At 53.9% G+C, this 26,787-nt stretch carries 20 protein-coding genes, 1 tRNA gene and 3 rRNA genes; 12 read left to right on the top strand and 12 right to left on the bottom strand.

Translation table 11 applies throughout. The features are described 5' to 3' along the window. Positions 1-11: 11 nt before the first annotated feature. From atpB to asnC, 6 genes are all read right to left on the bottom strand, one after another. Positions 12-827, bottom strand: coding sequence for a F0F1 ATP synthase subunit A (gene atpB, locus L466_RS20960; protein WP_014172280.1), 816 nt, complete (start codon positions 825-827; stop codon positions 12-14). 8 nt (positions 828-835) lie between these two features. Continuing rightward, the gene (gene atpI / locus L466_RS20955; RefSeq protein ID WP_008500194.1) at positions 836-1,216 is read right to left on the bottom strand and encodes a F0F1 ATP synthase subunit I; all 381 of its coding nucleotides are present in this window, start codon (positions 1,214-1,216) and stop codon (positions 836-838) included. Positions 1,217-1,832: 616 nt separating this feature from the next. Beyond that, positions 1,833-2,456: a 16S rRNA (guanine(527)-N(7))-methyltransferase RsmG gene (rsmG, locus tag L466_RS20950; protein WP_032679279.1), complete on the bottom strand. Its 624-nt coding sequence runs from the start codon at positions 2,454-2,456 to the stop codon at positions 1,833-1,835. Positions 2,457-2,556: 100 nt separating this feature from the next. After that, positions 2,557-4,446 carry a tRNA uridine-5-carboxymethylaminomethyl(34) synthesis enzyme MnmG gene (mnmG, locus tag L466_RS20945; RefSeq protein WP_032679278.1) on the bottom strand — a complete coding sequence of 630 codons (1,890 nt, stop codon included), beginning with the start codon at positions 4,444-4,446 and terminating at the stop codon, positions 2,557-2,559. Positions 4,447-4,820: 374 nt separating this feature from the next. After that, a complete protein-coding gene (mioC, locus tag L466_RS20940) occupies positions 4,821-5,270 on the bottom strand; it encodes an FMN-binding protein MioC (RefSeq protein ID WP_020882767.1) in 450 nt (149 codons plus the stop codon). Positions 5,271-5,360: 90 nt separating this feature from the next. Beyond that, positions 5,361-5,819 carry a transcriptional regulator AsnC gene (gene asnC / locus L466_RS20935; RefSeq protein ID WP_014172275.1) on the bottom strand — a complete coding sequence of 153 codons (459 nt, stop codon included), beginning with the start codon at positions 5,817-5,819 and terminating at the stop codon, positions 5,361-5,363. 151 nt (positions 5,820-5,970) lie between these two features. Between asnC and asnA the strand changes: the two genes are divergently transcribed. After that, positions 5,971-6,963 carry an aspartate--ammonia ligase gene (gene asnA, locus L466_RS20930; protein WP_020882768.1) on the top strand — a complete coding sequence of 331 codons (993 nt, stop codon included), beginning with the start codon at positions 5,971-5,973 and terminating at the stop codon, positions 6,961-6,963. Here the strand turns inward: asnA and viaA are convergent, their stop codons facing one another. Together viaA and ravA are read right to left on the bottom strand one after the other, a co-directional pair. After that, a complete protein-coding gene (gene viaA / locus L466_RS20925) occupies positions 6,964-8,415 on the bottom strand; it encodes an ATPase RavA stimulator ViaA (protein ID WP_032680053.1) in 1,452 nt (483 codons plus the stop codon). Continuing rightward, entirely contained in the window at positions 8,409-9,905 is a 1,497-nt protein-coding gene (ravA, locus tag L466_RS20920) for an ATPase RavA (protein ID WP_025202724.1), read from the bottom strand. The genes viaA and ravA overlap by 7 nt, the downstream gene beginning before the upstream one ends. Before the next feature lie 222 nt (positions 9,906-10,127). On the opposite strand from ravA, the gene kup reads away from it, so the two are divergent. From kup to rbsR, 7 genes are all read left to right on the top strand, one after another. Beyond that, positions 10,128-11,996, top strand: a complete 1,869-nt coding sequence (gene kup / locus L466_RS20915; protein WP_014172271.1) for a low affinity potassium transporter Kup — start codon at positions 10,128-10,130, stop codon at positions 11,994-11,996. A gap of 216 nt (positions 11,997-12,212) precedes the next feature. After that, positions 12,213-12,632 carry a D-ribose pyranase gene (gene rbsD, locus L466_RS20910; RefSeq protein ID WP_020882770.1) on the top strand — a complete coding sequence of 140 codons (420 nt, stop codon included), beginning with the start codon at positions 12,213-12,215 and terminating at the stop codon, positions 12,630-12,632. Between the two features lie 7 nt (positions 12,633-12,639). Next, on the top strand, positions 12,640-14,145 hold the full coding sequence (gene rbsA, locus L466_RS20905; RefSeq protein ID WP_020882771.1) for a ribose ABC transporter ATP-binding protein RbsA: 1,506 nt from the start codon (positions 12,640-12,642) through the stop codon (positions 14,143-14,145). Between the two features lie 4 nt (positions 14,146-14,149). Next, on the top strand, positions 14,150-15,115 hold the full coding sequence (gene rbsC, locus L466_RS20900) for a ribose ABC transporter permease (RefSeq protein WP_020882772.1): 966 nt from the start codon (positions 14,150-14,152) through the stop codon (positions 15,113-15,115). Between the two features lie 27 nt (positions 15,116-15,142). After that, positions 15,143-16,033 (top strand): ribose ABC transporter substrate-binding protein RbsB, encoded by an 891-nt coding sequence (gene rbsB / locus L466_RS20895; RefSeq protein ID WP_014172267.1) that lies wholly within the window; start codon positions 15,143-15,145, stop codon positions 16,031-16,033. A gap of 107 nt (positions 16,034-16,140) precedes the next feature. Beyond that, positions 16,141-17,070 carry a ribokinase gene (rbsK, locus tag L466_RS20890; RefSeq protein WP_032681931.1) on the top strand — a complete coding sequence of 310 codons (930 nt, stop codon included), beginning with the start codon at positions 16,141-16,143 and terminating at the stop codon, positions 17,068-17,070. A 3-nt stretch (positions 17,071-17,073) separates the two neighbouring features. Continuing rightward, entirely contained in the window at positions 17,074-18,066 is a 993-nt protein-coding gene (gene rbsR / locus L466_RS20885; RefSeq protein WP_072255737.1) for a ribose operon transcriptional repressor RbsR, read from the top strand. Here rbsR and mdtD read toward each other — a convergent pair. Together mdtD and L466_RS20875 are read right to left on the bottom strand one after the other, a co-directional pair. Then, complete coding sequence (gene mdtD, locus L466_RS20880; protein ID WP_014172264.1) at positions 18,032-19,465, bottom strand: multidrug transporter subunit MdtD; 1,434 nt, start codon at positions 19,463-19,465, stop codon at positions 18,032-18,034. The genes rbsR and mdtD overlap by 35 nt on opposite strands. After that, on the bottom strand, positions 19,462-20,169 hold the full coding sequence (locus tag L466_RS20875) for a FadR/GntR family transcriptional regulator (protein ID WP_032680054.1): 708 nt from the start codon (positions 20,167-20,169) through the stop codon (positions 19,462-19,464). Before L466_RS20875 ends, mdtD begins: the two co-directional genes overlap by 4 nt. Before the next feature lie 454 nt (positions 20,170-20,623). Between L466_RS20875 and L466_RS20870 the strand changes: the two genes are divergently transcribed. From L466_RS20870 to rrf, 4 genes are all read left to right on the top strand, one after another. After that, positions 20,624-22,163, top strand: a 16S ribosomal RNA gene (locus tag L466_RS20870). An 85-nt stretch (positions 22,164-22,248) separates the two neighbouring features. After that, positions 22,249-22,324: transfer RNA gene (locus L466_RS20865), tRNA-Glu, on the top strand. A gap of 192 nt (positions 22,325-22,516) precedes the next feature. Continuing rightward, positions 22,517-25,422 (top strand): 23S ribosomal RNA (locus L466_RS20860). Between the two features lie 63 nt (positions 25,423-25,485). Continuing rightward, a 5S ribosomal RNA gene (gene rrf / locus L466_RS20855) occupies positions 25,486-25,601 on the top strand. The 16S, 23S and 5S rRNA genes sit together here with 1 tRNA gene alongside, the layout of an rRNA operon. A gap of 74 nt (positions 25,602-25,675) precedes the next feature. Here rrf and mobB read toward each other — a convergent pair. Next, on the bottom strand, positions 25,676-26,179 hold the full coding sequence (gene mobB, locus L466_RS20850; protein ID WP_032680055.1) for a molybdopterin-guanine dinucleotide biosynthesis protein MobB: 504 nt from the start codon (positions 26,177-26,179) through the stop codon (positions 25,676-25,678). Beyond that, positions 26,176-26,760 (bottom strand): molybdenum cofactor guanylyltransferase MobA, encoded by a 585-nt coding sequence (gene mobA, locus L466_RS20845; RefSeq protein ID WP_032679272.1) that lies wholly within the window; start codon positions 26,758-26,760, stop codon positions 26,176-26,178. The genes mobB and mobA overlap by 4 nt, the downstream gene beginning before the upstream one ends. Positions 26,761-26,787 lie beyond the last annotated feature (27 nt).

A 26,787-nucleotide genomic window follows, 5' to 3' on the forward strand; every position in this document is an offset into this window, starting at 1 on the left:
TTGGTAAAAAATCAGTGCTCTTCAGACGCCATCGACAGATAGACGATCGTCAGAACCATGAAGATAAAGGCTTGCAGCGTAATGATCAGGATGTGGAAAATGGCCCAAGGCACATTCAGAATCCACTGTGACCACCACGGCAGAAGACCCGCGATCAGAATGAAAATCAGCTCACCCGCATACATGTTGCCGAACAGTCGCAGACCCAGTGAAACAGGTTTGGACAGCAGGCTAACGCCTTCCAGGATCAGGTTGACCGGAATAAACGCCCAGTGGTTGAACGGCTGCAAGGTAAGCTCTTTCACGAAGCCGCTTACGCCTTTCATTTTGATGCTGTAGAAAAGAATCAGGATAAACACGCCCAGCGCCATCGACAGGGTGATGTTCACGTCAGCGGAAGGCACCACGCGCAGTGCTGGCAGACCGAGGACATGTTCGCCAATCCACGGCAGGAAATCGATTGGCAGCAGGTCCATCAGGTTCATCAGGAACACCCAAACGAACACGGTCAGGGCCAGCGGAGCAATCAGCTTGCTCTTACCATGGTACATGTCTTTGACGCTGCCATGGACGAAGCCGATGATCATTTCGATGAACGTCTGGAATTTCCCTGGAACACCGCTGGTCGCTCTTTTCGCAACACCGCGGAACATGGCCAGGAACAGAAGACCCAAAACGACCGAGAAGAACATGGAGTCGATGTTGATCGTCCAGAAGGTGGCCGGGGGGTTATGCGGATCCACCAGCGAGAATGTACGCAGGTCCAGCTGAAGGTTATTCAGATGGTGACCTATGTAATCCTGCGGCGTCATATTTTCTGAAGCCATGATGCCTTTTACCCTTTGTTGTTGATTACAGCTGGAGCCAGAACTTGTACCACCAGCACCAAAACCCACGTTGCTATCAGCGGCATGAATACCACTTTCAAAACCGCCAGCGCCATCACCAGTAGAGCAAAGGTCAGCAACACCTTACACACTTCACCGAGAGCGAAGGACCAGGCCACACGGCCTTTGGCGGGTGTATGCGCCTGATGACGCCAGGCAAAAATCATAAACAATACGTTTGGCAGAACAACCGCCAAACCCCCGCACACGGCGGAGATGCCCCAGAAGGGGTCTTTGAGGCTAAACAGCAGTCCACTTGCTATCACAGCCAGAAACTGAATGAACAGAAGCTTACGAGCAACGTTTCTACTCAAGAGCGACACAGACATCACGTTTTTACTCCTGCTCCCTTCGAGGTATGCCGCGTGTCGTATAAAACGTCCTTTAAGGCTCAGAGTCAAGCATCAAAAAGCGGTCAAATTATACGGTGCGCACCCGTGATTTCAAACATTAAGTAGCGAAAAGGTGAATAAATGTTTAAATATTTTTCCCCGCCGCTATTTTTTAACTTTTCCTGAAAGCCACGACCTTCGACCAAAACTGCAAACAGCGCGAAAACGTTGGCTACAAAGCGTGCACGAGATCACAAAACACACATTTGCGATAAGGGTGTATTTATCAAAGACGCAAATCGGTTTATTTCATCTTTATGAAATTAAAGACAAATTATCGTAACTATTTTCAAAACAGCCCGGTATACAATAAAAACCTTTTATTGACATTCTTAATAAATATTTAACATTCGATTCTGGTTGCCGTATTCCACTTTTAGCAGGCTGATATTTTCGATGTTGACTATCTTCATGCTGAACAATGGCTGTTACGTTAACCGTTAGAAAAACCTTAGTAACACAGAGGTTAAACTCTCTTCGGTAAAACCAGAGAATTAGTGCTGTTATTTAACATGGTCAGAACAGCACGAATTCCACAATTTTTATTAAATATTTAAAAATTGTTTGGCTTAATTATCACCAGATGGCGTTCACCCTCAAGCTGAGGAATGTTTAATTTCTCAACGGATTCGACAGCAAAACCCTCCGGAAGCTGTTCAATTTCATCGCCCGGCAACTGCCCTTTCAGGGCATAAAAGCGGCCATCTTGTGCAGGCAAGTGCTTACACCAGCTCACCATATCATTGAGCGACGCAAACGCGCGGCTGATAACACCGTCAAACGGTGGCTCCGCGGGGAACGCCTCTACCCTGCTCTGTACAGGGGCGATATTCTCCAGCTTCAGCTCATGCTGTACCTGACGTAAAAAACGGACGCGTTTGCCAAGGCTGTCCAGCAGCGTGAAATGGCTCTCAGGGCGGACAATCGACAGCGGGATCCCCGGCAGGCCAGGACCTGTGCCCACATCGATAAAGCGCTCCCCTTTAAGATACGGCGCAACCACGATGCTATCGAGGATATGACGAACCAGCATCTCGTTGGGGTCGCGAACAGACGTCAGGTTGTACGCTTTATTCCATTTGTTCAGCATATCGACATAGGCCACCAGCTGAGTTTTCTGGTGATCGGTGAGCGAAATACCTGCCTGTTCCAGCAGACGAGAGAGTTTATTGAGCACAGTGGGTACCTGTTTAGACATAAATTGCCCGGTGGCGCTTACCGGGCCTACGAATTAGCAGGGCGGGTAGCGAAGCGCCACCCGCCAAAAGCACTGGATATTATGCGCTACGGCGCAGCATACCTTGCTTTTTCAGCCACACCAGCAGAATCGAAATCGCGGCAGGTGTGACACCGGAGATACGGGATGCCTGACCGATCGACACAGGCTTATGATCGTTCAGCTTGGCGATCACTTCATTGGAAAGCCCCGTCACCTGACGGTAGTCCAGCATTTCCGGCAGCAGCGTATTTTCGTTGCGCTGCTGTTTTTCAATCTCATCCTGCTGACGCGCGATGTAACCTTCGTATTTGACCTGGATCTCAACCTGTTCAGCCGCTTCAGCGTCTTCAAGGCCAGGCGCGAACGCGGTCAGTTTCACCAGGTTCTCGTAGGTCACTTCAGGGCGACGCAGCAAGTCTTCGCCGCTGGCTTCGCGCGAAAGCGGCGCAGTTAAGTGAGCATTCACTTCTGCAGCGGTTTCCGCCTGTGGATTCACCCAGGTGGTTTTCAGACGCTGACGTTCCTGCTCAATGCGTTCCAGTTTTTCGTTATAGCGCGCCCAACGTTCGTCATCCACCAGACCCAGTTCACGACCCACTTCGGTCAGACGCAGGTCGGCGTTATCTTCGCGCAGCATCAGGCGATATTCCGCGCGAGAGGTAAACATACGGTACGGTTCTTTGGTACCCAGGGTGCAAAGATCGTCGACCAGCACGCCCAGATAAGCCTGAGAACGCGCAGGTGCCCAGCCCTCTTTCTCCGCAGAGAAGCGTGCTGCGTTCAGACCGGCAAGCAGACCCTGAGCGGCAGCTTCTTCGTAACCGGTCGTGCCGTTAATCTGGCCGGCGAAGAACAGACCGTGGATGAATTTGCTCTCCAGGGTTGGCTTCAGGTCACGCGGATCGAAGAAATCGTACTCAATAGCGTAGCCAGGACGAACGATTTTCGCGTTCTCCATACCCTGCATTGAGCGAACAATTTGCATCTGCACATCGAACGGCAGGCTGGTGGAGATGCCGTTCGGGTAAATTTCATTTGACGTCAGTCCTTCCGGCTCCAGGAAGATCTGGTGCTGGTTACGATCGGCAAAGCGCATCACTTTGTCTTCGATCGACGGACAGTAACGCGGGCCGATCCCTTCGATCACGCCAGCGTACATTGGGCTGCGGTCAAGGTTATTGCGGATCACGTCATGGGTTTTTTCGTTGGTATGCGTGATGTAGCACGGTACCTGCTGCGGATGTTGAGCCGCATTGCCCATGAACGAGAACACCGGCATGGGGTTATCACCGTGCTGTTGTGCCAGCACGCTGAAATCAATGGTGCGCGCATCAATACGCGGTGGCGTGCCTGTTTTCAGGCGACTGACGCGCAGCGGAAGTTCACGCAGACGACGAGACAGCGGAATGGACGGCGGATCGCCAGCACGGCCACCGCTGTAGTTATCCAGACCGATATGGATTTTGCCATCCAGGAAGGTCCCGACAGTCAGTACGACGGCTTTCGCGCGGAACTTGAGGCCCATCTGGGTTACGGCACCCACAACGCGATCGTTTTCAACGATAAGATCTTCTACCGCCTGCTGGAAGATCATCAGGTTTGGCTGATTCTCCAGGGCAGTACGTACCGCCTGACGGTAAAGCACGCGGTCTGCCTGAGCACGAGTAGCGCGCACAGCGGGACCTTTGCTCGCGTTTAGTATCCTAAACTGGATGCCGGCATGATCGATCGCTTTCGCCATCAGGCCGCCAAGTGCATCCACTTCTTTTACCAGGTGTCCTTTCCCAATGCCGCCAATCGCCGGATTACAGGACATTTGTCCCAGCGTGTCGATATTGTGTGTCAAAAGCAGGGTCTGCTGACCCATTCGCGCTGCGGCCATTGCGGCCTCAGTGCCTGCATGACCCCCGCCAATGATGATGACGTCAAAAGGATCCTGATAAAACATGGTGGTCTGCCTCGCGTAAAGCGGTATGAAAATGGATTGAAGCCCGGGCCGTGGATTCTACTCAACTTTAGTCTTTCGAGAAAGCATTGGGATCCTGGGCTATTAAAAAGAAGATCTTTTTATTTAGAGATCTGTTCTATTGTGATCTCTTATTAGGATCGAGTACCTCTGTGGATAAGCCCGATCTCACGATGAAGATCATGCAGTTAGAAAGGATCGTTTGCTGTGAATGATCGGTGATCCTGGCCAGTATAAGCTGGGATCAGAACGCGACTTTATACACAGGCCCAAAACAGCCTCAGAGTTATAACTTGGATAACTACCGCTTAATACGAGCTTTTAACCAGAGTTATCCACATATGTTCGCGCGATCTTTAATCGTTTTTGAGTAAATTTTTCCATTCACCCAGCCAGATCTCCGCTGGATCTTCCGGAATGTCATGATCGAGGATGTTGATCTTCAGTGTTTCACCCAGCTGTTTTGCCCCACAGGCAGTCACAGCGGCTTCGACTTTCTCTATTGCACCGCAAAAGGTGTCATATTCACGACTGCCGATACCCACCGCGCCAAAACGGACGTTTGACAGGTCAGGCTGCTGTTCCAGCAGTTCGTCATATAAAGGTTGCAGATTATCCGGCAGATCGCCTGCGCCGTGCGTCGAGGTGATCAGTAGCCAGACCCCATCAGTCGGGAGATCGTCAAGCAATGGGCCGTGCAGTGTTTCGGTGGAAAAGCCCGCGTCTTCCAGCTTCTCAGCCAGATGTTCCGCAACGTATTCCGCGCCGCCCAGGGTGCTGCCACTGATAAGGGTAATGTCCGCCATTGATCGCTCGCTCAAATAAAGAGGGGCTCATTGTACGCTGTGAACGAGCTGGGATCTACCTGTGGAAAATGTGGGAATGAATTTGCCCGATCAGGGGCGGATGGTACGCATGATCGGGTTCTGCAGGGAGATTAATGTTTCAGTGGACTGAATTTCATCAATTGTTTGGATCTTGTTGATAAGTACCTGCTGGAGGGCATCAATAGAGCGGCACATCACCTTTATAAAGATACTGTAGTGCCCGGTGGTGTAGTAGGCCTCCGTGACTTCTTCAAGCGCGTTGAGCTTCGCCAGGGCTGACGGATAGTCTTTGGCGCTTTTGAGAATAATGCCAATAAAGCAGCAGACGTCATAACCCAGCTGCTTAGGGCTGACGTCGATACGTGCGCCGGTAATGATCCCCGCCTGTTTCATCTTTTCCACGCGAACGTGGATTGTGCCCGGACTGACGCCAAACTGTTTCGCCAGTTCCGCGTAGGCAGTACGTGCATTGGCCATTAAGGCCTCCAGGATGCCGCGGTCCAGATTATCGATCTGATAATTTTCCATAGCTTTTTCTTATGAACATTAATGAATCTCTCTATTCTAGCGCCTTATTTTAATGAATCAAAAGTGAAGATGGCTTTTTGTTGATGGGTTATTGAATAACAGGCCATTTCTGTTGCTTAATCTCTATCAACAGGACGCAGGAGTATAAATAATGAAAACCGCTTACATCGCAAAACAACGCCAGATCAGCTTCGTTAAATCCCATTTTTCACGTCAGCTGGAAGATAAGCTTGGTCTGATCGAAGTCCAGGCGCCCATTCTCAGCCGCGTGGGTGACGGGACGCAGGACAACCTTTCTGGATGCGAAAAAGCGGTACAGGTGAAAGTGAAAACACTGCCAGACGCCCAGTTCGAAGTGGTGCATTCCCTTGCGAAGTGGAAACGTCAAACCCTGGGACAACACGATTTCAGCGCGGGCGAAGGGCTTTACACGCACATGAAAGCCCTTCGCCCCGATGAAGACCGTCTTACGCCAATGCACTCTGTCTACGTCGATCAATGGGACTGGGAGCGCGTCATGGGCGATGGCGAGCGTCACGTCGGTACGCTGAAATCCACCGTTGAGGCGATCTACGCCGGGATCAAAGCGACCGAAGCGGCAGTGAGCAAAGAGTTTGGTCTGGCACCGTTCCTGCCGGAATCGATCCACTTTGTCCACAGCCAGGAACTGCTGAGCCGTTATCCCGATCTGGATGCCAAAGGCCGTGAGCGTGCGATCGCCAAAGAATTGGGTGCTGTGTTCCTGATCGGGATTGGCGGCAAATTGTCTGACGGTAAACGCCATGATGTGCGTGCGCCGGATTATGATGACTGGAGCACGACGGGTGAGGGCGAACGCGCCGGTCTGAACGGCGATATTCTGGTCTGGAACCCGGTGCTGGAAGATGCGTTCGAGCTCTCTTCAATGGGGATCCGCGTGGATGCTGACGCCCTGAAACGTCAGCTGGCACTGACCGGGGATGAAGATCGCCTCACGCTGGAGTGGCACCAGGCGCTGCTGCGCGGAGAGATGCCGCAGACCATTGGCGGTGGTATTGGCCAGTCCCGTCTGACCATGCTGCTGTTGCAGCTGCCTCATATTGGTCAGGTGCAGTGCGGTGTCTGGCCACAACAGGTACGCGATCGCGTTGAATCTCTTCTGTAATTAGCGCTGCCAGCGTCTTAGCAGGCGGCTACGTAACCCGGTATCAAAGCGCCAGATATGATCGAAGATGCGCATGATGCCGGGTTTTCCATGGGCAGACATCGCCACAGCATGGAAACGGTGCTGGTGCACTCGCTGTAACTCCTTCACTTTATTCACCACGTCATCCGGTAGCCGCTGGGCAATAAAATCGGAGATGACCACGGCGTCAGCGTCATACCAGTCTCCGCCCTGCATCCGCTCAACGATGCTTCGAAAACAGCTGGCCAGATCGGTACCGCCACGAAAGCGCTGGCTTAAAAAGCGGATCGCCTGCTCAATACCCTGCTGATGTGTCAGTTCATACCCCACAACTTCGCTGGAAAAGAGCATGATGAAGCAGCGACGTCGATCGGCGAGCGCCACGCGCATCAGAGCCAGGCAGAACGCTTTCGCGCACTGTTCGTTAAACCCTCCCATCGAGCCGGACGTATCCACGCACACAATAAAAGGCCCGCGCGGCTGTTCGTCAAAATCCTGATGGATGACCGGGCGCTGGCTGAGCTTTTCACGCCAGGCTTCGCCATGCAACCGGTAGGTCAGAAGCTGTTTTTCCACCAGCCGGCGATAAAACTCGTACTCAAGCTCGGTCATCCCCAGCGTACTCAACTCCGTGGGCAGCAGGCGCAAAATATCGTCGCTTTGCTGGAGCCCATCCACTTGCTCAGGCACGGTGGCCGGTTCACGGACCAGGGTGCGGAAGGTCTCCATTGGGGCATCTTTCTTTGGGACCGATTTGGCCTCCCGTGAGCGACCCAGCTGTTCGGCAAGCTTCATCAGCTCTGGCTGCTGTGCCAGAAAATCGCCGTACTTGACGATGAGCTGGTAATCTCCGCGCCGCAGCTGACCGGCGCTCATATCCCAAAGACGCCCGGCGGCGTTATCATTTTCCACCAGCACCTGCTCCAGCTGACCGCTCAAGGTCATGCGTTCCTGCACTTCGCTAAGCAGCTGTTCACGCTCCTCATCCAGCAACTGCTGGTTCAACGTTGTGGCCTGCACCACCAGGCTGAGGCGCCAGCGTTGTAAAAAGAGGGTGTGTAGCGCGGGGGTAAACGTGGCGTTATCCGTGACCAGCGCTCGCGCCTGGCTGGCAAACGGAGAGTGTACCGTGTCGAGTAACGTCAGGGTTTGCGGGAGCTGGGCGATAAACTGTGACGTAGAGAGCCGCTGGCACTGCTGATAGCAGGCCACCTCGTCAGTTAATTCAGGGGGGACTTCGGTCTCTTTGAACCGCTGACGCAGGTTTTCGCGCCAGCGCGGGAGATCGTCGGTCATCGCCTTTTTGAGCCGCGGGAATTTTTCAAAAAAAGCCGCTAGCTGCGGGGAGGCCAGAAGGGTGATGACCACCTCTTCGATCAACCCCTCTTCGCTGACGGCCAGCATGACGTTAAGCGTATCCAGCGTTAGCATTGACGAGCCTGTTTGATCTGCGCGCTGACATCCTGCAGGCTGGCTTCGATGCGACCTAACCAATCGCTATGAATAAAGAGGCATTTTTGCTGCTCGCTGAAGCGCGTATGTTGCTGGTGCCATTCCGTATCCAGCGCTTCAAGCTGGCGTTTAATCTCTTCCGGCACGCTGTCAGAGGCGGTTCCCGGAAGCGCAAGACGCGATCCCTGCAGGCTGACGTCGCGGATCACCAGATGCTGGCTGCTGTCCACTTCCAGCGTCAGCGGCTGGGCAAAACCGATGCCGTTGAGTTTGCCGCGGATCTCCCCGCCCTTATCAAGCCACTGAGCCAGTGGCTCTCGCTCCACGGTGATATGGACCACCTGCATGTCATGAAGCTTAAGGGGCTGCTGAAGCAGGAGCGTCAGCGTTGTACTGGTCAGTTCGGACGGCAGCTCATAATGCGCTTTGCGGGCGAACATACCGCCAAGGCGGTTTACTTTCAGCGCTGTTTTGTCGCTTTGTTGTTGCTGCAGCTGAATACGCCGTTGGGCAATCGCCCCGAGCTGGTTGAGCATCGACTGCTGGCCCCAGGCGTGTCCGGTCATCAATACGTCAAGCTGCTGCTGCATCAGGTTCATGCCTTCCGCGTCGTGCCAGAGACAATCTTTTAAAAGGATCAGATCGATTGGCGCAACGGCATCGCGGCCGCTGAACAGGGCGCTGGCCTGCAGCAGGCGGATCGCTTTTTTCCAGCGACGGTCGGAGACATACGGCGCAGAAGGCAGTAAATCGAGCTGCTGGCGCAGCAGATAGATCAGCTCAAACACCGAATCCGGCAGTGTGATTTTGCCGATATCCTCCTGCCACTGGTAATACTCCTCATCCGTGACCTGCAGCGAAGCGGGGACCGGGTTTTCATTCTCATCCTGCTGGCTGACCAGCATCGAGCGGAAGTTGGATTTATCCTGCACTTTGTCGAGCCACAGGCGGATCAGCATGCGGTCATACAGCGCTTCAAGGCTGCTGTCGGCTTCCGGTAGTTCGTTAGAGGCCGCCACCAGCAGGCGCATCGGGATTTTCTCTTCGCTGGCACCGTTGCGGAATCGGCGTTCGTTTATCGCCGTGAGCAGGGTGTTCAGAATAGCCGGCCCCGCTTTCCAGATCTCATCAAGAAAAACAATTTCCGCTTCCGGAAGATACCCCTCAGTCAGGCGCTGATAGCGCCCTTCATCTTTCAGCGCCTGAATGGAAAGCGGGCCGAAAACTTCTTCTGGGGTGGAAAAGCGGGTCATCAGGTATTCGAAAGCGCGGGCGTTCTGAAAGGCAAATTTCAGCCGGCGGGCAATCAGGCTTTTGGCGATGCCCGGAGGTCCAAGCAGAAAGACACTTTCGCCGCTCAACGCTGCCAGTAAACAGAGGCGAATGGCGTGGCTACGCTCGAAAAGGCCTTTTTCCAGCGCGCCGCTGAGGCGGGAAATTCTTTCTGCTATTAAATGTGAGTGAGCCATAATAGTTTTGCATCCTTTCGCCGTCGTGGCGGCCAATTGAAGCGAGTATAGACGTTTCAGTCAGGGCTGGTAATAGACTGAAGTGCGGCGCTATTTTCTTTGCGCTACATTAATGCGGTTGCATTTAGGGGTACGATTTTGCATTGAATCGTGCATACTGTGCGCTTTTTGTGGGCCAAGGGACTAAGCACACATTTGTTATTTAAACGAAAAGACTAGTCTATGAGCACTGATAATAAGCAATCATTACCCGCAATAACGCTTGCGGCGATCGGGGTTGTCTACGGTGATATCGGCACCAGCCCGCTTTATACGCTTCGTGAATGTCTGTCCGGTCAGTTTGGTTTTGGTGTTGAGCGCGATGCCGTCTTTGGCTTCCTGTCCCTCATCTTCTGGCTGCTGATCCTGGTGGTTTCAGTGAAATACCTCTCCTTCGTTATGCGTGCAGATAACGCCGGTGAAGGGGGGATCCTGACTCTGATGTCCCTTGCCGGGCGGAATACCTCCGCCAGAATGACGTCGGTGCTGGTCATTATCGGCCTGATTGGCGGCAGCTTCTTCTATGGGGAAGTCGTCATTACGCCCGCGATTTCGGTTCTCTCGGCGATAGAGGGGCTGGAGATTATCGCGCCACAGCTTGATTCGTGGGTTGTTCCGCTGGCGATCCTTGTCCTGACGCTGCTGTTCATCATCCAGAAGCACGGCACCGGGCTGGTGGGCAAGCTGTTCGCTCCGATTATGCTGGCCTGGTTCCTGGTCCTGGCGGCACTCGGTTTACGCAGCATTATTGCTAACCCGGATGTGCTGCATGCGCTGAACCCTTACTGGGCCGTGCATTTCTTCCTCGAATACAAAGTGGTTTCCTTCGTCGCGCTCGGTGCCGTCGTGCTCTCCATCACCGGTGTTGAGGCGCTGTATGCCGATATGGGGCACTTCGGGAAACTGCCTATCCGCGTGGCGTGGTTTTTAGTGGTCCTGCCGTCGCTGGTGCTGAACTATTTCGGTCAGGGTGCGCTGCTGCTGCAAAACCCGGAGGCGATTAAGAACCCCTTCTTCCTGCTGGCTCCGGACTGGGCGCTGGTGCCCATGCTGATTCTGGCGACGCTGGCGACCGTTATTGCCTCGCAGGCGGTAATTTCAGGCGTGTTCTCTCTGACGCGTCAGGCCGTGCGTCTGGGGTATCTCTCGCCTATGCGCATTATCCATACCTCCGAGATGGAGTCGGGCCAGATTTACATTCCGTTCATCAACTGGCTGCTCTATTTCGCCGTGGTGATTGTCATCGTCAGCTTCGAGCACTCCAGCAACCTGGCGGCGGCGTACGGTATTGCGGTAACCGGTACGATGGTACTGACCTCGCTGCTCTCCACCACGGTAGCGTACCGAAACTGGCACTGGAACAAATTCCTCGTGATGATGATTCTGGTCGGCTTCCTGTGCATTGACGTGCCGCTGTTCTCCGCCAACCTCGACAAGATTGTCTCCGGTGGCTGGCTGCCGCTGACGCTCGGTCTGGTGATGTTCATTGTCATGACCACGTGGAAAAGCGAACGTTTCCGCCTTCTGCGCCGTATGCATGAGCACGGTAACTCCCTGGAGGCTATGATTGCCTCGCTGGAGAAATCGCCGCCGGTACGCGTGCCGGGCACCGCGGTGTATATGTCGCGTGCGCTGAACGTTATCCCGTTTGCGCTGATGCATAACCTCAAGCACAACAAAGTGTTGCACGAGCGCGTGATCCTGCTGACCCTGCGCACCGAAGATGCCCCGTACGTCCACAATGTCCGCCGCGTGCAAATCGAGCAACTGTCGCCGACCTTCTGGCGCGTCGTGGCAAGCTACGGCTGGCGTGAGACACCAAACGTCGAAGAGGTGTTCCATCGCTGTGGTCTGGAAGGGCTGAGCTGTCGCATGATGGAGACCTCGTTCTTTATGTCCCACGAGTCGCTGATTATCGGCAAGCGCCCCTGGTATTTGCGCCTGCGCGGCAAGTTGTACCTTATCCTGCAGCGTAACGCCCTTCGCGCGCCTGACCAGTTTGAGATCCCGCCTAACCGTGTGATTGAGCTGGGAACGCAGGTCGAAATCTAGGTCCTCGTGTGGCCTGATGCCCTCTCCTGGATGGAGAGGGGGCAACCCTAAAAAAGCGGTAACCAAAGGGTTACCGTTTTTGCATTTATCGCCTTCTCATTTCACGTAGCGAAACGTTTCGACGCCGATCACAAATCTGTTATGTCATGGTGGTTTTCTGAACACCGTTAAGACTAAACTGATTTCAGCGAAACGTTTCGCTAGTGGAGCAAGAAAATGAAGAAAGGCACCGTTCTTAACGCAGAAATCTCATCGGTTATTTCCCGTCTTGGGCATACCGATACGCTGGTGGTTTGCGATGCAGGCTTACCGGTTCCGCGCAGCACAACCCGTATTGATATGGCGTTAACGCAGGGCGTGCCCTCGTTTATGCAGGTACTGGACGTGGTGACGGCGGAGATGCAGGTTGAGGCGGCCATTCTCGCGACGGAAATTAAACACCATAATCCGCAACTCCACGAAACGTTGCTCAGCCACATTGAGCAACTGCAACAACACCAGGGAAACACCATAGAAATTCGTTACACAACGCACGAGCAATTCAAACAACAAACCGCAGACAGTCAGGCGGTGATTCGCAGCGGGGAGTGTTCCCCGTATGCGAATATCATTCTCTGTGCTGGCGTCACCTTCTGAGGCCATCATGGACGCATTACTGCAACTGAAAGGGATCGATAAAGCGTTCCCGGGCGTAAAAGCCCTCTCTGGCGCGGCACTGAACGTTTATCCCGGACGCGTAATGGCGCTGGTGGGCGAAAACGGGGCCGGCAAATCCACCATGATGAAAGTGCTGACCGGTATCTATCAACGCGATGCCGGCTCGCTGCTGTGGCTGGGTAAAGAGACCACGTTCAACGGCCCGAAATCTTCCCAGGATGCGGGTATCGGTATTATCCACCAGGAGCTGAACCTGATCCCGCAGCTCAGCATTGCGGAAAACATCTTCCTCGGACGCGAGTTCGTTAACCGGTTTGGCAAAATCGACTGGAAAACGATGTATGCCGAAGCGGACAAACTGCTGGCGAAGCTAAACCTGCGCTTCAAGAGCGACCGTCTGGTGGGCGACCTTTCCATTGGCGATCAGCAAATGGTTGAAATCGCGAAGGTGCTGAGCTTTGAGTCGAAGGTCATCATTATGGATGAACCGACGGACGCGCTGACCGACACCGAAACCGAATCTTTATTCCGCGTTATCCGCGAGCTGAAATCGCAGGGACGCGGGATTGTCTATATCTCTCACCGTATGAAAGAGATTTTCGAGATCTGCGACGACGTAACGGTCTTCCGCGACGGGCAATTCATTGCCGAGCGCGAAGTCGCCACGCTGACCGAAGATACCCTTATCGAAATGATGGTGGGACGTAAGCTCGAAGACCAGTATCCGCATCTGGACAAAGCACCGGGTGAGATCCGCCTTAAGGTGGACAACCTCTGTGGCCCGGGTGTGAACGATGTCACCTTTACCCTGCGCCAGGGGGAGATCCTTGGCGTGGCGGGGTTAATGGGGGCAGGCCGTACCGAGCTGATGAAAGTGCTCTATGGCGCACTGCCGCGTACCAGCGGTTATGTCACGCTCGACGGTCATGAGGTGGTGACTCGCTCTCCACAGGATGGCCTGGCAAACGGCATCGTCTATATCTCCGAAGACCGCAAGCGTGACGGCTTAGTGCTGGGGATGTCGGTAAAAGAGAACATGTCGCTTACTGCCCTGCGCTATTTCAGCCGCAGCGGTGGCAGCCTGAAGCACAAAGATGAACAGCAGGCGGTCAGCGATTTTATCCGTCTCTTCAACGTTAAAACGCCGTCGATGGAGCAGGCGATTGGCCTGTTGTCCGGTGGTAATCAGCAAAAAGTGGCCATTGCGCGCGGTCTGATGACGCGCCCGAAAGTGCTGATCCTTGATGAGCCAACCCGCGGCGTGGACGTTGGGGCCAAGAAAGAGATCTATCAGCTGATTAACCAGTTCAAGGCCGACGGCCTGAGCATCATTCTGGTCTCTTCCGAGATGCCAGAAGTATTAGGCATGAGCGATCGCATTATCGTCATGCATGAAGGGCATCTCGGTGGTGAATTCACTCGCGAGCAGGCCACCCAGGAAGTTCTGATGGCTGCCGCTGTGGGCAAGCTTAATCGCGTGAATCAGGAGTAAGAAGATGACTACCCAGGCTGTTTCTGGTCGCCGTTATTTCACAAAGGCATGGCTGCTGGAACAAAAATCGCTGATTGCCCTGCTGGTGCTGATCGCGATTGTTTCGACCATGAGTCCAAACTTTTTTACCGTTAATAACCTGTTCAATATTCTTCAGCAGACGTCGGTTAACGCCATTATGGCGGTAGGGATGACGCTGGTGATTTTGACGTCGGGTATCGATCTGTCCGTCGGTTCCCTGCTGGCGCTCACCGGTGCGGTTGCGGCTTCAATTGTAGGGATTGAGGTCAACGCGCTGGTGGCCGTTGCAGCTGCGCTGGCACTTGGGGCGGCAATTGGTGCCGTGACCGGTGTGATTGTGGCGAAAGGTCGCGTTCAGGCGTTCATTGCGACGCTGGTCATGATGCTCTTGCTGCGCGGTGTCACCATGGTTTACACCAACGGCAGTCCGGTAAATACCGGCTTTACGGATAACGCCGATCTGTTTGGCTGGTTCGGTATTGGTCGTCCGCTGGGTATCCCGACGCCGGTCTGGATCATGGCTATCGTTTTCCTCGCGGCGTGGTACATGCTGCATCACACCCGTCTGGGTCGTTATATCTATGCGCTGGGCGGTAACGAAGCGGCAACGCGTCTGTCCGGGATCAGCGTCAATAAAGTCAAAATCATCGTCTATTCGCTGTGTGGTCTGCTGGCCTCTCTGGCAGGCATCATCGAAGTGGCGCGCCTCTCTTCTGCGCAGCCAACGGCGGGGACGGGGTATGAGCTGGATGCCATTGCGGCAGTCGTTCTGGGCGGTACGAGTCTTGCGGGCGGTAAAGGTCGCATTGTTGGGACATTGATCGGCGCACTGATCCTTGGTTTCCTGAATAATGGTTTGAATTTATTAGGTGTTTCCTCCTATTACCAGATGATCGTTAAAGCAGTGGTGATTTTGCTGGCGGTTCTGGTAGACAACAAAAAACAGTAACTGACGACACTACAGGACATCTTAGATATGAACATGAAAAAACTGGCTACCCTGGTTTCTGCTGTCGCGCTGAGCGCAACCGTAAGTGCTAACGCAATGGCGAAAGACACCATCGCGCTGGTTATCTCCACGCTGAACAACCCGTTCTTCGTCTCTCTGAAGGACGGTGCACAGAAAGAAGCTGACAAACTGGGCTACAACCTGGTGGTGCTGGACTCTCAGAACAACCCGGCGAAAGAGCTGGCAAACGTTCAGGACTTAACCGTACGTGGCACCAAAATCCTGCTGATCAACCCAACGGATTCTGACGCTGTGGGTAACGCCGTGAAGATGGCAAATCAGGCGAAGATCCCGGTCATCACCCTTGACCGTCAGGCGACGAAAGGCGACGTAGTCAGCCACATCGCTTCTGATAACGTACTGGGTGGCAAAATCGCGGGTGACTACATCGCGAAGAAAGCGGGTGAAGGCGCGAAAGTTATCGAACTGCAGGGTATTGCCGGTACGTCAGCGGCGCGTGAGCGTGGTGAAGGCTTCCAGCAGGCGGTTGCAGCGCACAAATTTAACGTACTGGCCAGCCAGCCTGCTGACTTCGACCGCACGAAAGGTCTGAACGTGATGCAGAACCTGCTGACCGCGCACCCTGACGTGCAGGCTGTGTTTGCACAGAACGACGAAATGGCGCTGGGCGCGCTGCGTGCTCTGCAGACCGCAGGTAAATCTGATGTGATGGTTGTCGGATTTGACGGCACGCCGGATGGTGAAAAAGCAGTAAAAGATGGCAAACTGGCGGCGACCATCGCTCAGCTGCCTGAGCAGATCGGCGCAACGGGCGTGCAGACTGCTGATAAAGTGCTGAAGGGCGAAAAAGTTCAGGCCAAATATCCTGTTGACCTGAAACTGGTCATCAAGCAGTAAAAGGCGAATCAGGCAGTCGCTGGCTGCCTGAGGGACACCCTATAAAGAAAAGTGTGGCATACGCCACCGGGTCACACCGGTGGCGCTCTCAGATGGACACCTCAACCATGAAAACCGCAGGCAATCTTGTCGTCCTTGGCAGTATCAATGCCGATCACATTCTTAACCTTGAATCGTTCCCGACACCGGGCGAAACCGTCACCGGTAATCAGTATCAGGTGGCATTCGGCGGTAAGGGCGCCAACCAGGCCGTCGCCGCAGGACGCAGTGGGGCGAAGATCGCCTTTATTGCCTGCACGGGTGATGACGATACCGGTGAGCGCGTACGCAAACAGCTGGCCAGCGATAACATTGATATTGCGCCTGTCAGCGTTGTCGAAGGGGAATCAACCGGCGTGGCGCTGATTTTCGTCAATGCGGAAGGTGAGAATGTCATCGGTATTCATGCGGGGGCTAACGCCGCGCTGACCACTGAGCGGGTGAACGCGCAGCGCGAGATCATCGCGCATGCCGAAGCGCTTCTGATGCAACTGGAATCACCCGTTGAAAGCGTCCTGGCGGCCGCAGAGATAGCGCATCAAAATCATACCACTGTCGTACTCAATCCTGCGCCTGCGCGGGTATTATCAGACGAGCTGCTGGCGCTGGTGGATATCATTACCCCGAACGAAACTGAAGCGGAGAAACTGACAGGCGTTCGCGTTGAAAATGATGACGACGCCGCGCGGGCGGCGAAAGTGCTGCACGATAAAGGCATCGGCACCGTTATCATTACCCTTGGCAGCCGTGGAGTGTGGGCCAGCGTAAACGGGGAAGGTCGTCGCGTGCCGGGCTTTAAGGTTAAGGCGATTGATACCATCGCGGCGGGAGATACCTTTAACGGTGCATTGGTGACTGCGCTGCTGGAAGGCAAGAGAATGGATGATGCTATTCGCTTTGCCCATGCCGCCGCGGCGATTGCCGTAACGCGCAAAGGTGCCCAGCCTTCCGTTCCGTGGCGTAAAGAGATTGATGAATTCTTAAGTCAGCAGGGGTAACGCTTGGCCACAATGAAAGATGTCGCCCGCCAGGCGGGCGTTTCTACGTCGACAGTCTCCCACGTCATTAATAACGATCGCTTCGTTAGCGAGGCGATTCGGGAAAAAGTCGAAGCCGCGGTTAAAGATCTCAACTATGCGCCGTCCGCGCTGGCGCGCAGCCTCAAGCTCAACCAGACGCGCACCATCGGCATGCTGATCACCGCCAGTACCAACCCCTTTTATTCTGAACTTGTTCGCGGTGTCGAACGCAGCTGCTTCGAGCGTGGTTACAGCCTGGTGCTGTGCAATACCGAAGGGGATGAGCAGCGAATGAACCGCAACCTGGAGACGCTGATGCAAAAACGCGTCGACGGGTTACTGCTGCTGTGTACCGAAACACATCAGCCCTCGAAAGAGATTATTCAGCGCTACCCTTCTATTCCCACGGTGATGATGGACTGGGCGCCGTTCGACGGTACCAGCGATCTCATTCAGGATAACTCGCTGCTGGGAGGTGACATGGCCACCCAGTATCTGATCGATAAAGGCTATACCCGCATCGCCTGCATTACTGGCCCCCTGGATAAAACCCCGGCGCGTTTGCGTCTTGAGGGGTATCTTTCTGCGATGGCGCGGGCGGGGCTTACTGTTCCGGATGGCTACCGTATTACCGGTGATTTCGAATTTAACGGCGGCTTTGAAGCTATGCAGAAACTGCTGTCGCAAGCGCAGCGTCCGCAGGCTGTGTTTATCGGCAACGATGCGATGGCGTTTGGCGCGTACCAGGCGTTATATCAGGCGGGGCTGCGTGTTCCACACGATATGGCGGTGATTGGTTACGATGACATTGAACTGGCCCGCTACATGACGCCGCCGCTCACCACGATTCATCAGCCAAAAGATGAACTGGGCGAGCTGGCCATCGATGTGCTTATCCACCGAATGGCCGAGCCCGGCTTGCAGCAGCAACGTCTGCAGCTTACTCCTGTTCTGATGGAACGGGGTTCGGTTTAGCCTTTGCTTTGTGGCGCTCTTTGATCAGGTTGCGGCCATCTTTGGGTTTTAACAGCATAAAGACCAACGCCGACACGACGGTGAGTGCGCCCATGGTAATAAAGGTATAGTGAAACTGTTCGACGGTGTTCGCACTGTCAAAACCTTCATAAAACCGCAGCACCGCCGCACTGACGGCCACCCCCAGACTGATCGACAACTGCTGAGTCACTGCCAGCACGCTGTTGCCGCTACTGGCGTTATCGTCGGTCAGGTCGGCGAGGGTGATGGTGTTCATCGACGTGAACTGTGTCGACATGGCCATTCCCAGCACAAACAGGGGCAGGATCAGCATCCAGACCGGTAAAGAGGCGGATTGCAGGGAGAACTGCGCGATCATCAGCCCGATAAAGACCGTTACACCTACCAGCGTCTTACGATAACCAAACCAGCGCAACACCTGCGTGACGGTTGATTTGGCCAGAATAGAGCCCATCGCCGTGGGGGCCATCATGCAACCGGCAATCAGAGCCGGGTAGCCGAAACCCACCTGCAGCATCAGTGGCATCAGGAATGGCACGCAGCCCGTCCCCAGGCGTGAGGCAATGTTGCCCGCAATCCCCACGGAAAACGTTCGGGTGTTAAACAGCGACAGAGAAATTAACGGCGTCGGGTGACGGCGTGCATGACGTATATAAAGAAGGAACAGCAAAATACCGCCGAGGATGACGGAGAGTGCAATCCATGTCGCCACGATCTTCTCACCAAACAACTCCATCCCACTGGAGAAGAGCACCAGGCTCAGGCCAAACAGGAAAAAACCACGCATATCGAAACGGCGTCTTGGGGTGGTGAAGTTCGGCATATATTTGCGGGCATAAAGCAGCCCCGCGACGCCAATGGGAATATTAATCAGGAAGATCCAGTGCCAGCTTGCCCAGGTGACGAATACCCCGCCGAGAACCGGACCCAGTATGGGGCCGACCAGGCCGGGCATTGTGACGAAGTTGAGCACAGGAAGCAGTTCGCTGCGCGGATAGGCGCGCAGTAACGCCAGACGCGCCACGGGCATCATCATCGCCCCGCCAACGCCCTGAAGAACACGGAAGATGACCAGTTCTGTAAGAGACGTTGACAGCGCACAGGCCAAAGAGCCGAGCGTAAAGAGCGTCACGGCCAGCATGAATATTTTGCGGGTGCCGAAGCGGTCAGCCAGCCAGCCGCTCACCGGAATGAGCATCGCGACAGTCAGGGTATAACTGATGATGGCGGACTGCATCGCCAGCGGGGATCGGTTAAGGCTTTGTGCAATCGCGGGTAGCGCTGTGTTGAGGATGGTGGCATCCAGTGCCTGCATAAAGAACGCCATGGCTGCAATCCACGGCAATCCGGCCATGCTGCGCGCTTTTTTCTCTCTCATTTATGTACCTGCTGGTGGGTTGGCGCGGCCAGCAATGCCTGGCATGCATCCAGGGCTCGCTGCCCGTCGCTCTCCTGAATGGCATCAACAATCGCCTGGTGCAAATCCAGCTTTACCACTTCGTCTTGTGTAATAGAGGTAAAGTAGGTGTGGTATACCGAATGGAATAAAGAGGCAAAGGATGTCAGGAACGGATTGGCGCTCATCATATAGATGTGTTCATGCCAGGCCATATCGACCTCAATCCAGCGTTCGCGGTTGAAGTGTTTTTTCAGGAACACCATCTCTTCCATCAGGGCATTGAGCTGCGCTTTCTGTTCTGCCGTCCCGAGCGTGGCGGCAAGGAGGCAGGCCTGAGGTTCAAGACTGCTGCGCATCACCAGGAAGTGATCGACGACCTGATGAAAGTTATCTTCCGTCATCCACCATGAGAGCAGTTCCTGATCGAGGAAGTTCCAGTTGCTCTGTGGCATCACACGCGTACCAATGCGAGGACGCGGAAGCACCATGCCTTTTGCCGTTAAGGTTTTCACCGCTTCGCGAACGGCGGTACGGCTCACCCCAAACTGCTCACCCAACTCCATTTCACCCGGCAGGATGCTCCCCGGGGCATATTTACCCGCTAAAATCAGCTGAGCCAGTTTTTCTGCCAGCACATACGACAGGTTTTTTTGGGCAGCCAGTTGTTGTGCGCTTAATGGCATCGCGTTTATTCCTTAAAGATTCATGCTGATAATTATGCCACCTCGGGTGTTATTGTGGTTGCAGATACATCAAATAGAACAATTTGTAGCTTGATTTCACCCCTGTTGGTGAAAAAAAACACGGACAGAAACTTTTTTTGAATTTCCTCTTGTCACTTCAGAATAACTCCCTATAATGCGCCTCCACTGACACGGAACAACGGCACACACGCCGCCGGGTCAGCAGAGATAAGCGAAAATAAATGCTTGACTCTGAAGCGGGAAAGCGTAATATGCACACCCCGCGCCGCAGCGAAAACGAAGCGGCACTGCTCTTTAACAATTTATCAGACAATCTGTGTGGGCACTCAAAGTGACATGGATTCTTAATGTCTTCGGACAAAAAATGAATACCAAAGTCTCTGAGTGAACATACGTAATTCATTACGAAGTTTAATTCACGAGCATCAAACTTAAATTGAAGAGTTTGATCATGGCTCAGATTGAACGCTGGCGGCAGGCCTAACACATGCAAGTCGAACGGTAGCACAGAGAGCTTGCTCTCGGGTGACGAGTGGCGGACGGGTGAGTAATGTCTGGGAAACTGCCTGATGGAGGGGGATAACTACTGGAAACGGTAGCTAATACCGCATAACGTCGCAAGACCAAAGAGGGGGACCTTCGGGCCTCTTGCCATCAGATGTGCCCAGATGGGATTAGCTAGTAGGTGGGGTAACGGCTCACCTAGGCGACGATCCCTAGCTGGTCTGAGAGGATGACCAGCCACACTGGAACTGAGACACGGTCCAGACTCCTACGGGAGGCAGCAGTGGGGAATATTGCACAATGGGCGCAAGCCTGATGCAGCCATGCCGCGTGTATGAAGAAGGCCTTCGGGTTGTAAAGTACTTTCAGCGGGGAGGAAGGTGTTGTGGTTAATAACCGCAGCAATTGACGTTACCCGCAGAAGAAGCACCGGCTAACTCCGTGCCAGCAGCCGCGGTAATACGGAGGGTGCAAGCGTTAATCGGAATTACTGGGCGTAAAGCGCACGCAGGCGGTCTGTCAAGTCGGATGTGAAATCCCCGGGCTCAACCTGGGAACTGCATTCGAAACTGGCAGGCTAGAGTCTTGTAGAGGGGGGTAGAATTCCAGGTGTAGCGGTGAAATGCGTAGAGATCTGGAGGAATACCGGTGGCGAAGGCGGCCCCCTGGACAAAGACTGACGCTCAGGTGCGAAAGCGTGGGGAGCAAACAGGATTAGATACCCTGGTAGTCCACGCCGTAAACGATGTCGACTTGGAGGTTGTGCCCTTGAGGCGTGGCTTCCGGAGCTAACGCGTTAAGTCGACCGCCTGGGGAGTACGGCCGCAAGGTTAAAACTCAAATGAATTGACGGGGGCCCGCACAAGCGGTGGAGCATGTGGTTTAATTCGATGCAACGCGAAGAACCTTACCTACTCTTGACATCCAGAGAACTTAGCAGAGATGCTTTGGTGCCTTCGGGAACTCTGAGACAGGTGCTGCATGGCTGTCGTCAGCTCGTGTTGTGAAATGTTGGGTTAAGTCCCGCAACGAGCGCAACCCTTATCCTTTGTTGCCAGCGGTCCGGCCGGGAACTCAAAGGAGACTGCCAGTGATAAACTGGAGGAAGGTGGGGATGACGTCAAGTCATCATGGCCCTTACGAGTAGGGCTACACACGTGCTACAATGGCGCATACAAAGAGAAGCGAACTCGCGAGAGCAAGCGGACCTCATAAAGTGCGTCGTAGTCCGGATTGGAGTCTGCAACTCGACTCCATGAAGTCGGAATCGCTAGTAATCGTAGATCAGAATGCTACGGTGAATACGTTCCCGGGCCTTGTACACACCGCCCGTCACACCATGGGAGTGGGTTGCAAAAGAAGTAGGTAGCTTAACCTTCGGGAGGGCGCTTACCACTTTGTGATTCATGACTGGGGTGAAGTCGTAACAAGGTAACCGTAGGGGAACCTGCGGTTGGATCACCTCCTTACCTTAAAGAACCTGCCTTTGTAGTGCTCACACAGATTGTCTGATGAAAAGTAAATAGCAAGGCGTCTTGCGATTGAGACTTCAGTGTCCCCTTCGTCTAGAGGCCCAGGACACCGCCCTTTCACGGCGGTAACAGGGGTTCGAATCCCCTAGGGGACGCCACTTGCTGGTTCGTGAGTGAAAGTCACCTGCCGACATATCTCAAAACTCATCTTCGGGTGACGTTTGAGATATTTGCTCTTTAAAAATCTGGATCAAGCTGAAAATTGAAACGACACACAGTTAATGTGTGTTCGAGTCTCTCAAATTTTCGCAAACCGGTGATGAATCGAAAGAAACATCTTCGGGTTGTGAGGTTAAGCGACTAAGCGTACACGGTGGATGCCCTGGCAGTCAGAGGCGATGAAGGACGTGCTAATCTGCGAAAAGCGCCGGCGAGGTGATATGAACCTTTGACCCGGCGATGTCCGAATGGGGAAACCCAGTGTGATTCGTCACACTATCGTTAACTGAATACATAGGTTAACGAGGCGAACCGGGGGAACTGAAACATCTAAGTACCCCGAGGAAAAGAAATCAACCGAGATTCCCCCAGTAGCGGCGAGCGAACGGGGAGCAGCCCAGAGTCTGAATCAGCTTGTGTGTTAGTGGAAGCGTCTGGAAAGTCGCACGGTACAGGGTGACAGTCCCGTACACGAAAGCACACAGGCTGTGAACTCGAAGAGTAGGGCGGGACACGTGGTATCCTGTCTGAATATGGGGGGACCATCCTCCAAGGCTAAATACTCCTGACTGACCGATAGTGAACCAGTACCGTGAGGGAAAGGCGAAAAGAACCCCGGCGAGGGGAGTGAAAAAGAACCTGAAACCGTGTACGTACAAGCAGTGGGAGCCTCTTTTATGGGGTGACTGCGTACCTTTTGTATAATGGGTCAGCGACTTATATTCTGTAGCAAGGTTAACCGTATAGGGGAGCCGAAGGGAAACCGAGTCTTAACTGGGCGTTAAGTTGCAGGGTATAGACCCGAAACCCGGTGATCTAGCCATGGGCAGGTTGAAGGTTGGGTAACACTAACTGGAGGACCGAACCGACTAATGTTGAAAAATTAGCGGATGACTTGTGGCTGGGGGTGAAAGGCCAATCAAACCGGGAGATAGCTGGTTCTCCCCGAAAGCTATTTAGGTAGCGCCTCGTGAACTCATCTTCGGGGGTAGAGCACTGTTTCGGCTAGGGGGCCATCCCGGCTTACCAACCCGATGCAAACTACGAATACCGAAGAATGTTATCACGGGAGACACACGGCGGGTGCTAACGTCCGTCGTGAAGAGGGAAACAACCCAGACCGCCAGCTAAGGTCCCAAAGTCATGGTTAAGTGGGAAACGATGTGGGAAGGCACAGACAGCCAGGATGTTGGCTTAGAAGCAGCCATCATTTAAAGAAAGCGTAATAGCTCACTGGTCGAGTCGGCCTGCGCGGAAGATGTAACGGGGCTAAACCATGCACCGAAGCTGCGGCAGCGACACTATGTGTTGTTGGGTAGGGGAGCGTTCTGTAAGCCGTTGAAGGTGTCCTGTGAGGGGTGCTGGAGGTATCAGAAGTGCGAATGCTGACATAAGTAACGATAAAGCGGGTGAAAAGCCCGCTCGCCGGAAGACCAAGGGTTCCTGTCCAACGTTAATCGGGGCAGGGTGAGTCGACCCCTAAGGCGAGGCCGAAAGGCGTAGTCGATGGGAAACAGGTTAATATTCCTGTACTTGGTGTTACTGCGAAGGGGGGACGGAGAAGGCTATGTTAGCCGGGCGACGGTTGTCCCGGTTTAAGCATGTAGGCGGAGGTTCCAGGTAAATCCGGTTCCTTGTTAACGCTGAGGTGTGATGACGAGGCACTACGGTGCTGAAGTAACAAATGCCCTGCTTCCAGGAAAAGCCTCTAAGCATCAGGTAACATCAAATCGTACCCCAAACCGACACAGGTGGTCAGGTAGAGAATACCAAGGCGCTTGAGAGAACTCGGGTGAAGGAACTAGGCAAAATGGTGCCGTAACTTCGGGAGAAGGCACGCTGATATGTAGGTGAAGCCCCTGCGGGTGGAGCTGAAATCAGTCGAAGATACCAGCTGGCTGCAACTGTTTATTAAAAACACAGCACTGTGCAAACACGAAAGTGGACGTATACGGTGTGACGCCTGCCCGGTGCCGGAAGGTTAATTGATGGGGTTAGCGGTAACGCGAAGCTCTTGATCGAAGCCCCGGTAAACGGCGGCCGTAACTATAACGGTCCTAAGGTAGCGAAATTCCTTGTCGGGTAAGTTCCGACCTGCACGAATGGCGTAATGATGGCCAGGCTGTCTCCACCCGAGACTCAGTGAAATTGAACTCGCTGTGAAGATGCAGTGTACCCGCGGCAAGACGGAAAGACCCCGTGAACCTTTACTATAGCTTGACACTGAACACTGGTCCTTGATGTGTAGGATAGGTGGGAGGCTTTGAAGCGTGGACGCCAGTCTGCGTGGAGCCAACCTTGAAATACCACCCTTTAATGGCTGGTGTTCTAACGTAGACCCGTGATCCGGGTTGCGGACAGTGTCTGGTGGGTAGTTTGACTGGGGCGGTCTCCTCCCAAAGAGTAACGGAGGAGCACGAAGGTTAGCTAATCCTGGTCGGACATCAGGAGGTTAGTGCAATGGCATAAGCTAGCTTGACTGCGAGAGTGACGGCTCGAGCAGGTGCGAAAGCAGGTCATAGTGATCCGGTGGTTCTGAATGGAAGGGCCATCGCTCAACGGATAAAAGGTACTCCGGGGATAACAGGCTGATACCGCCCAAGAGTTCATATCGACGGCGGTGTTTGGCACCTCGATGTCGGCTCATCACATCCTGGGGCTGAAGTAGGTCCCAAGGGTATGGCTGTTCGCCATTTAAAGTGGTACGCGAGCTGGGTTTAGAACGTCGTGAGACAGTTCGGTCCCTATCTGCCGTGGGCGCTGGAGAATTGAGGGGGGCTGCTCCTAGTACGAGAGGACCGGAGTGGACGCATCACTGGTGTTCGGGTTGTCATGCCAATGGCACTGCCCGGTAGCTAAATGCGGAAGAGATAAGTGCTGAAAGCATCTAAGCACGAAACTTGCCCCGAGATGAGTTCTCCCTGAGACTTTAAGTCTCCTGAAGGAACGTTGAAGACTACGACGTTGATAGGTCGGGTGTGTAAGCGCAGCGATGCGTTGAGCTAACCGATACTAATGAACCGTGAGGCTTAACCTTACAACGCCGAAGATGTTTTGGCGATGAGAGACGATTTTCAGCTGATACAGATAACAGAATTTGCCTGGCGGCTTTAGCGCGGTGGTCCCACCTGACCCCATGCCGAACTCAGAAGTGAAACGCCGTAGCGCCGATGGTAGTGTGGGGTCTCCCCATGTGAGAGTAGGGAACTGCCAGGCATCAATTAAAAGAACCCCGTACCGTATGGTGCGGGGTTTTTTGCTTTGGGTTTTTCCCACCACCAGAGAGAGCATCAGACAGCACACCAATTCAAAATAAACGCGGCGATCTCCTCAACGTTATTCAAATCCAGTACCGGTATCTCCAGATCCAGGGCTACGTCACTGGCGACTGCAATCACATGCTCATCGAGCGTCAGCTCGTGAACATCATGCCCGGCATGGCTTCTGAACAGCAGGATCTTTGCCACCGCGTCATGCTTAAACCCCTCAACCAGCACCAGATCCAGAGTAGAGTGATCCATCCGGCTAACCAGATACATGAGATCCAGCGGCGCTTCATCCGGTGTTTCAGTCATCAATGCCCAGCGCTGATCACTCGCCACCATCGTTTGGGCTGCTCCCGCCTTACGCAGCTCATAGCTGTCTTTTCCCGGCTTATCGACATCCATATTATGATGCGTATGCTTAATTAATCCGGGGCGAACACCTTTAGCGCAAAGCGCAGGGATCAGTTTTTTCAGCAGCGTCGTTTTCCCGGTACCACTCCAGGCTGAAATGGCCAAAACAGGTATCATTTTTTCTCCTGCATCATCTGCAAATCTTCTGTGGTATTGACGTTCATAAACGCCGATTTCAAATCGCTAAAATCGACGGGATGGCCGCCTGACTGGCGCATAAAAGCCATCACCCTGCGCTCTCCTGCCGTCAGGTACTCCTGTAACGCCGGAACTAACGAACGGTGGATCAACGCAACAGCAGGGTGGTCACGCTCACCATCATGGGCCCAGACAACGGGTGCGCTACCACGAAGCCGTACCATGCGTTCGACAAGACAAGACGGAATAAACGGGGTATCACACGGACAGAAGATAAACCACTCCCCGTGCGACTGCTGCATAACCGAAAGCATACCGGCCAGCGGCCCGGGGTAATTCTCCTGCGTATCCTCGTAAACGGGATACCCGCTACGCTGATAAACATCTCTATGCCTGTTAGCGCTGATGGCCATTGTCATGACCTGGTCCGCAAGCGTATCAGCGACATGCTGCCAGAGTGGCTTACCGTTAAGGAGCTGAAGACCTTTATCTTTCCCCCCCATTCGGGTTGCCTTGCCACCCGCCAGAACAACGCCGATTATTTGTTGGCCATGATTCATGAATATCGCCTCTTTTATTGTGGGATT

This window comes from Enterobacter sp. BIDMC 30 (assembly GCF_000534355.1).
Taxonomy (GTDB): domain Bacteria; phylum Pseudomonadota; class Gammaproteobacteria; order Enterobacterales; family Enterobacteriaceae; genus Enterobacter; species Enterobacter ludwigii.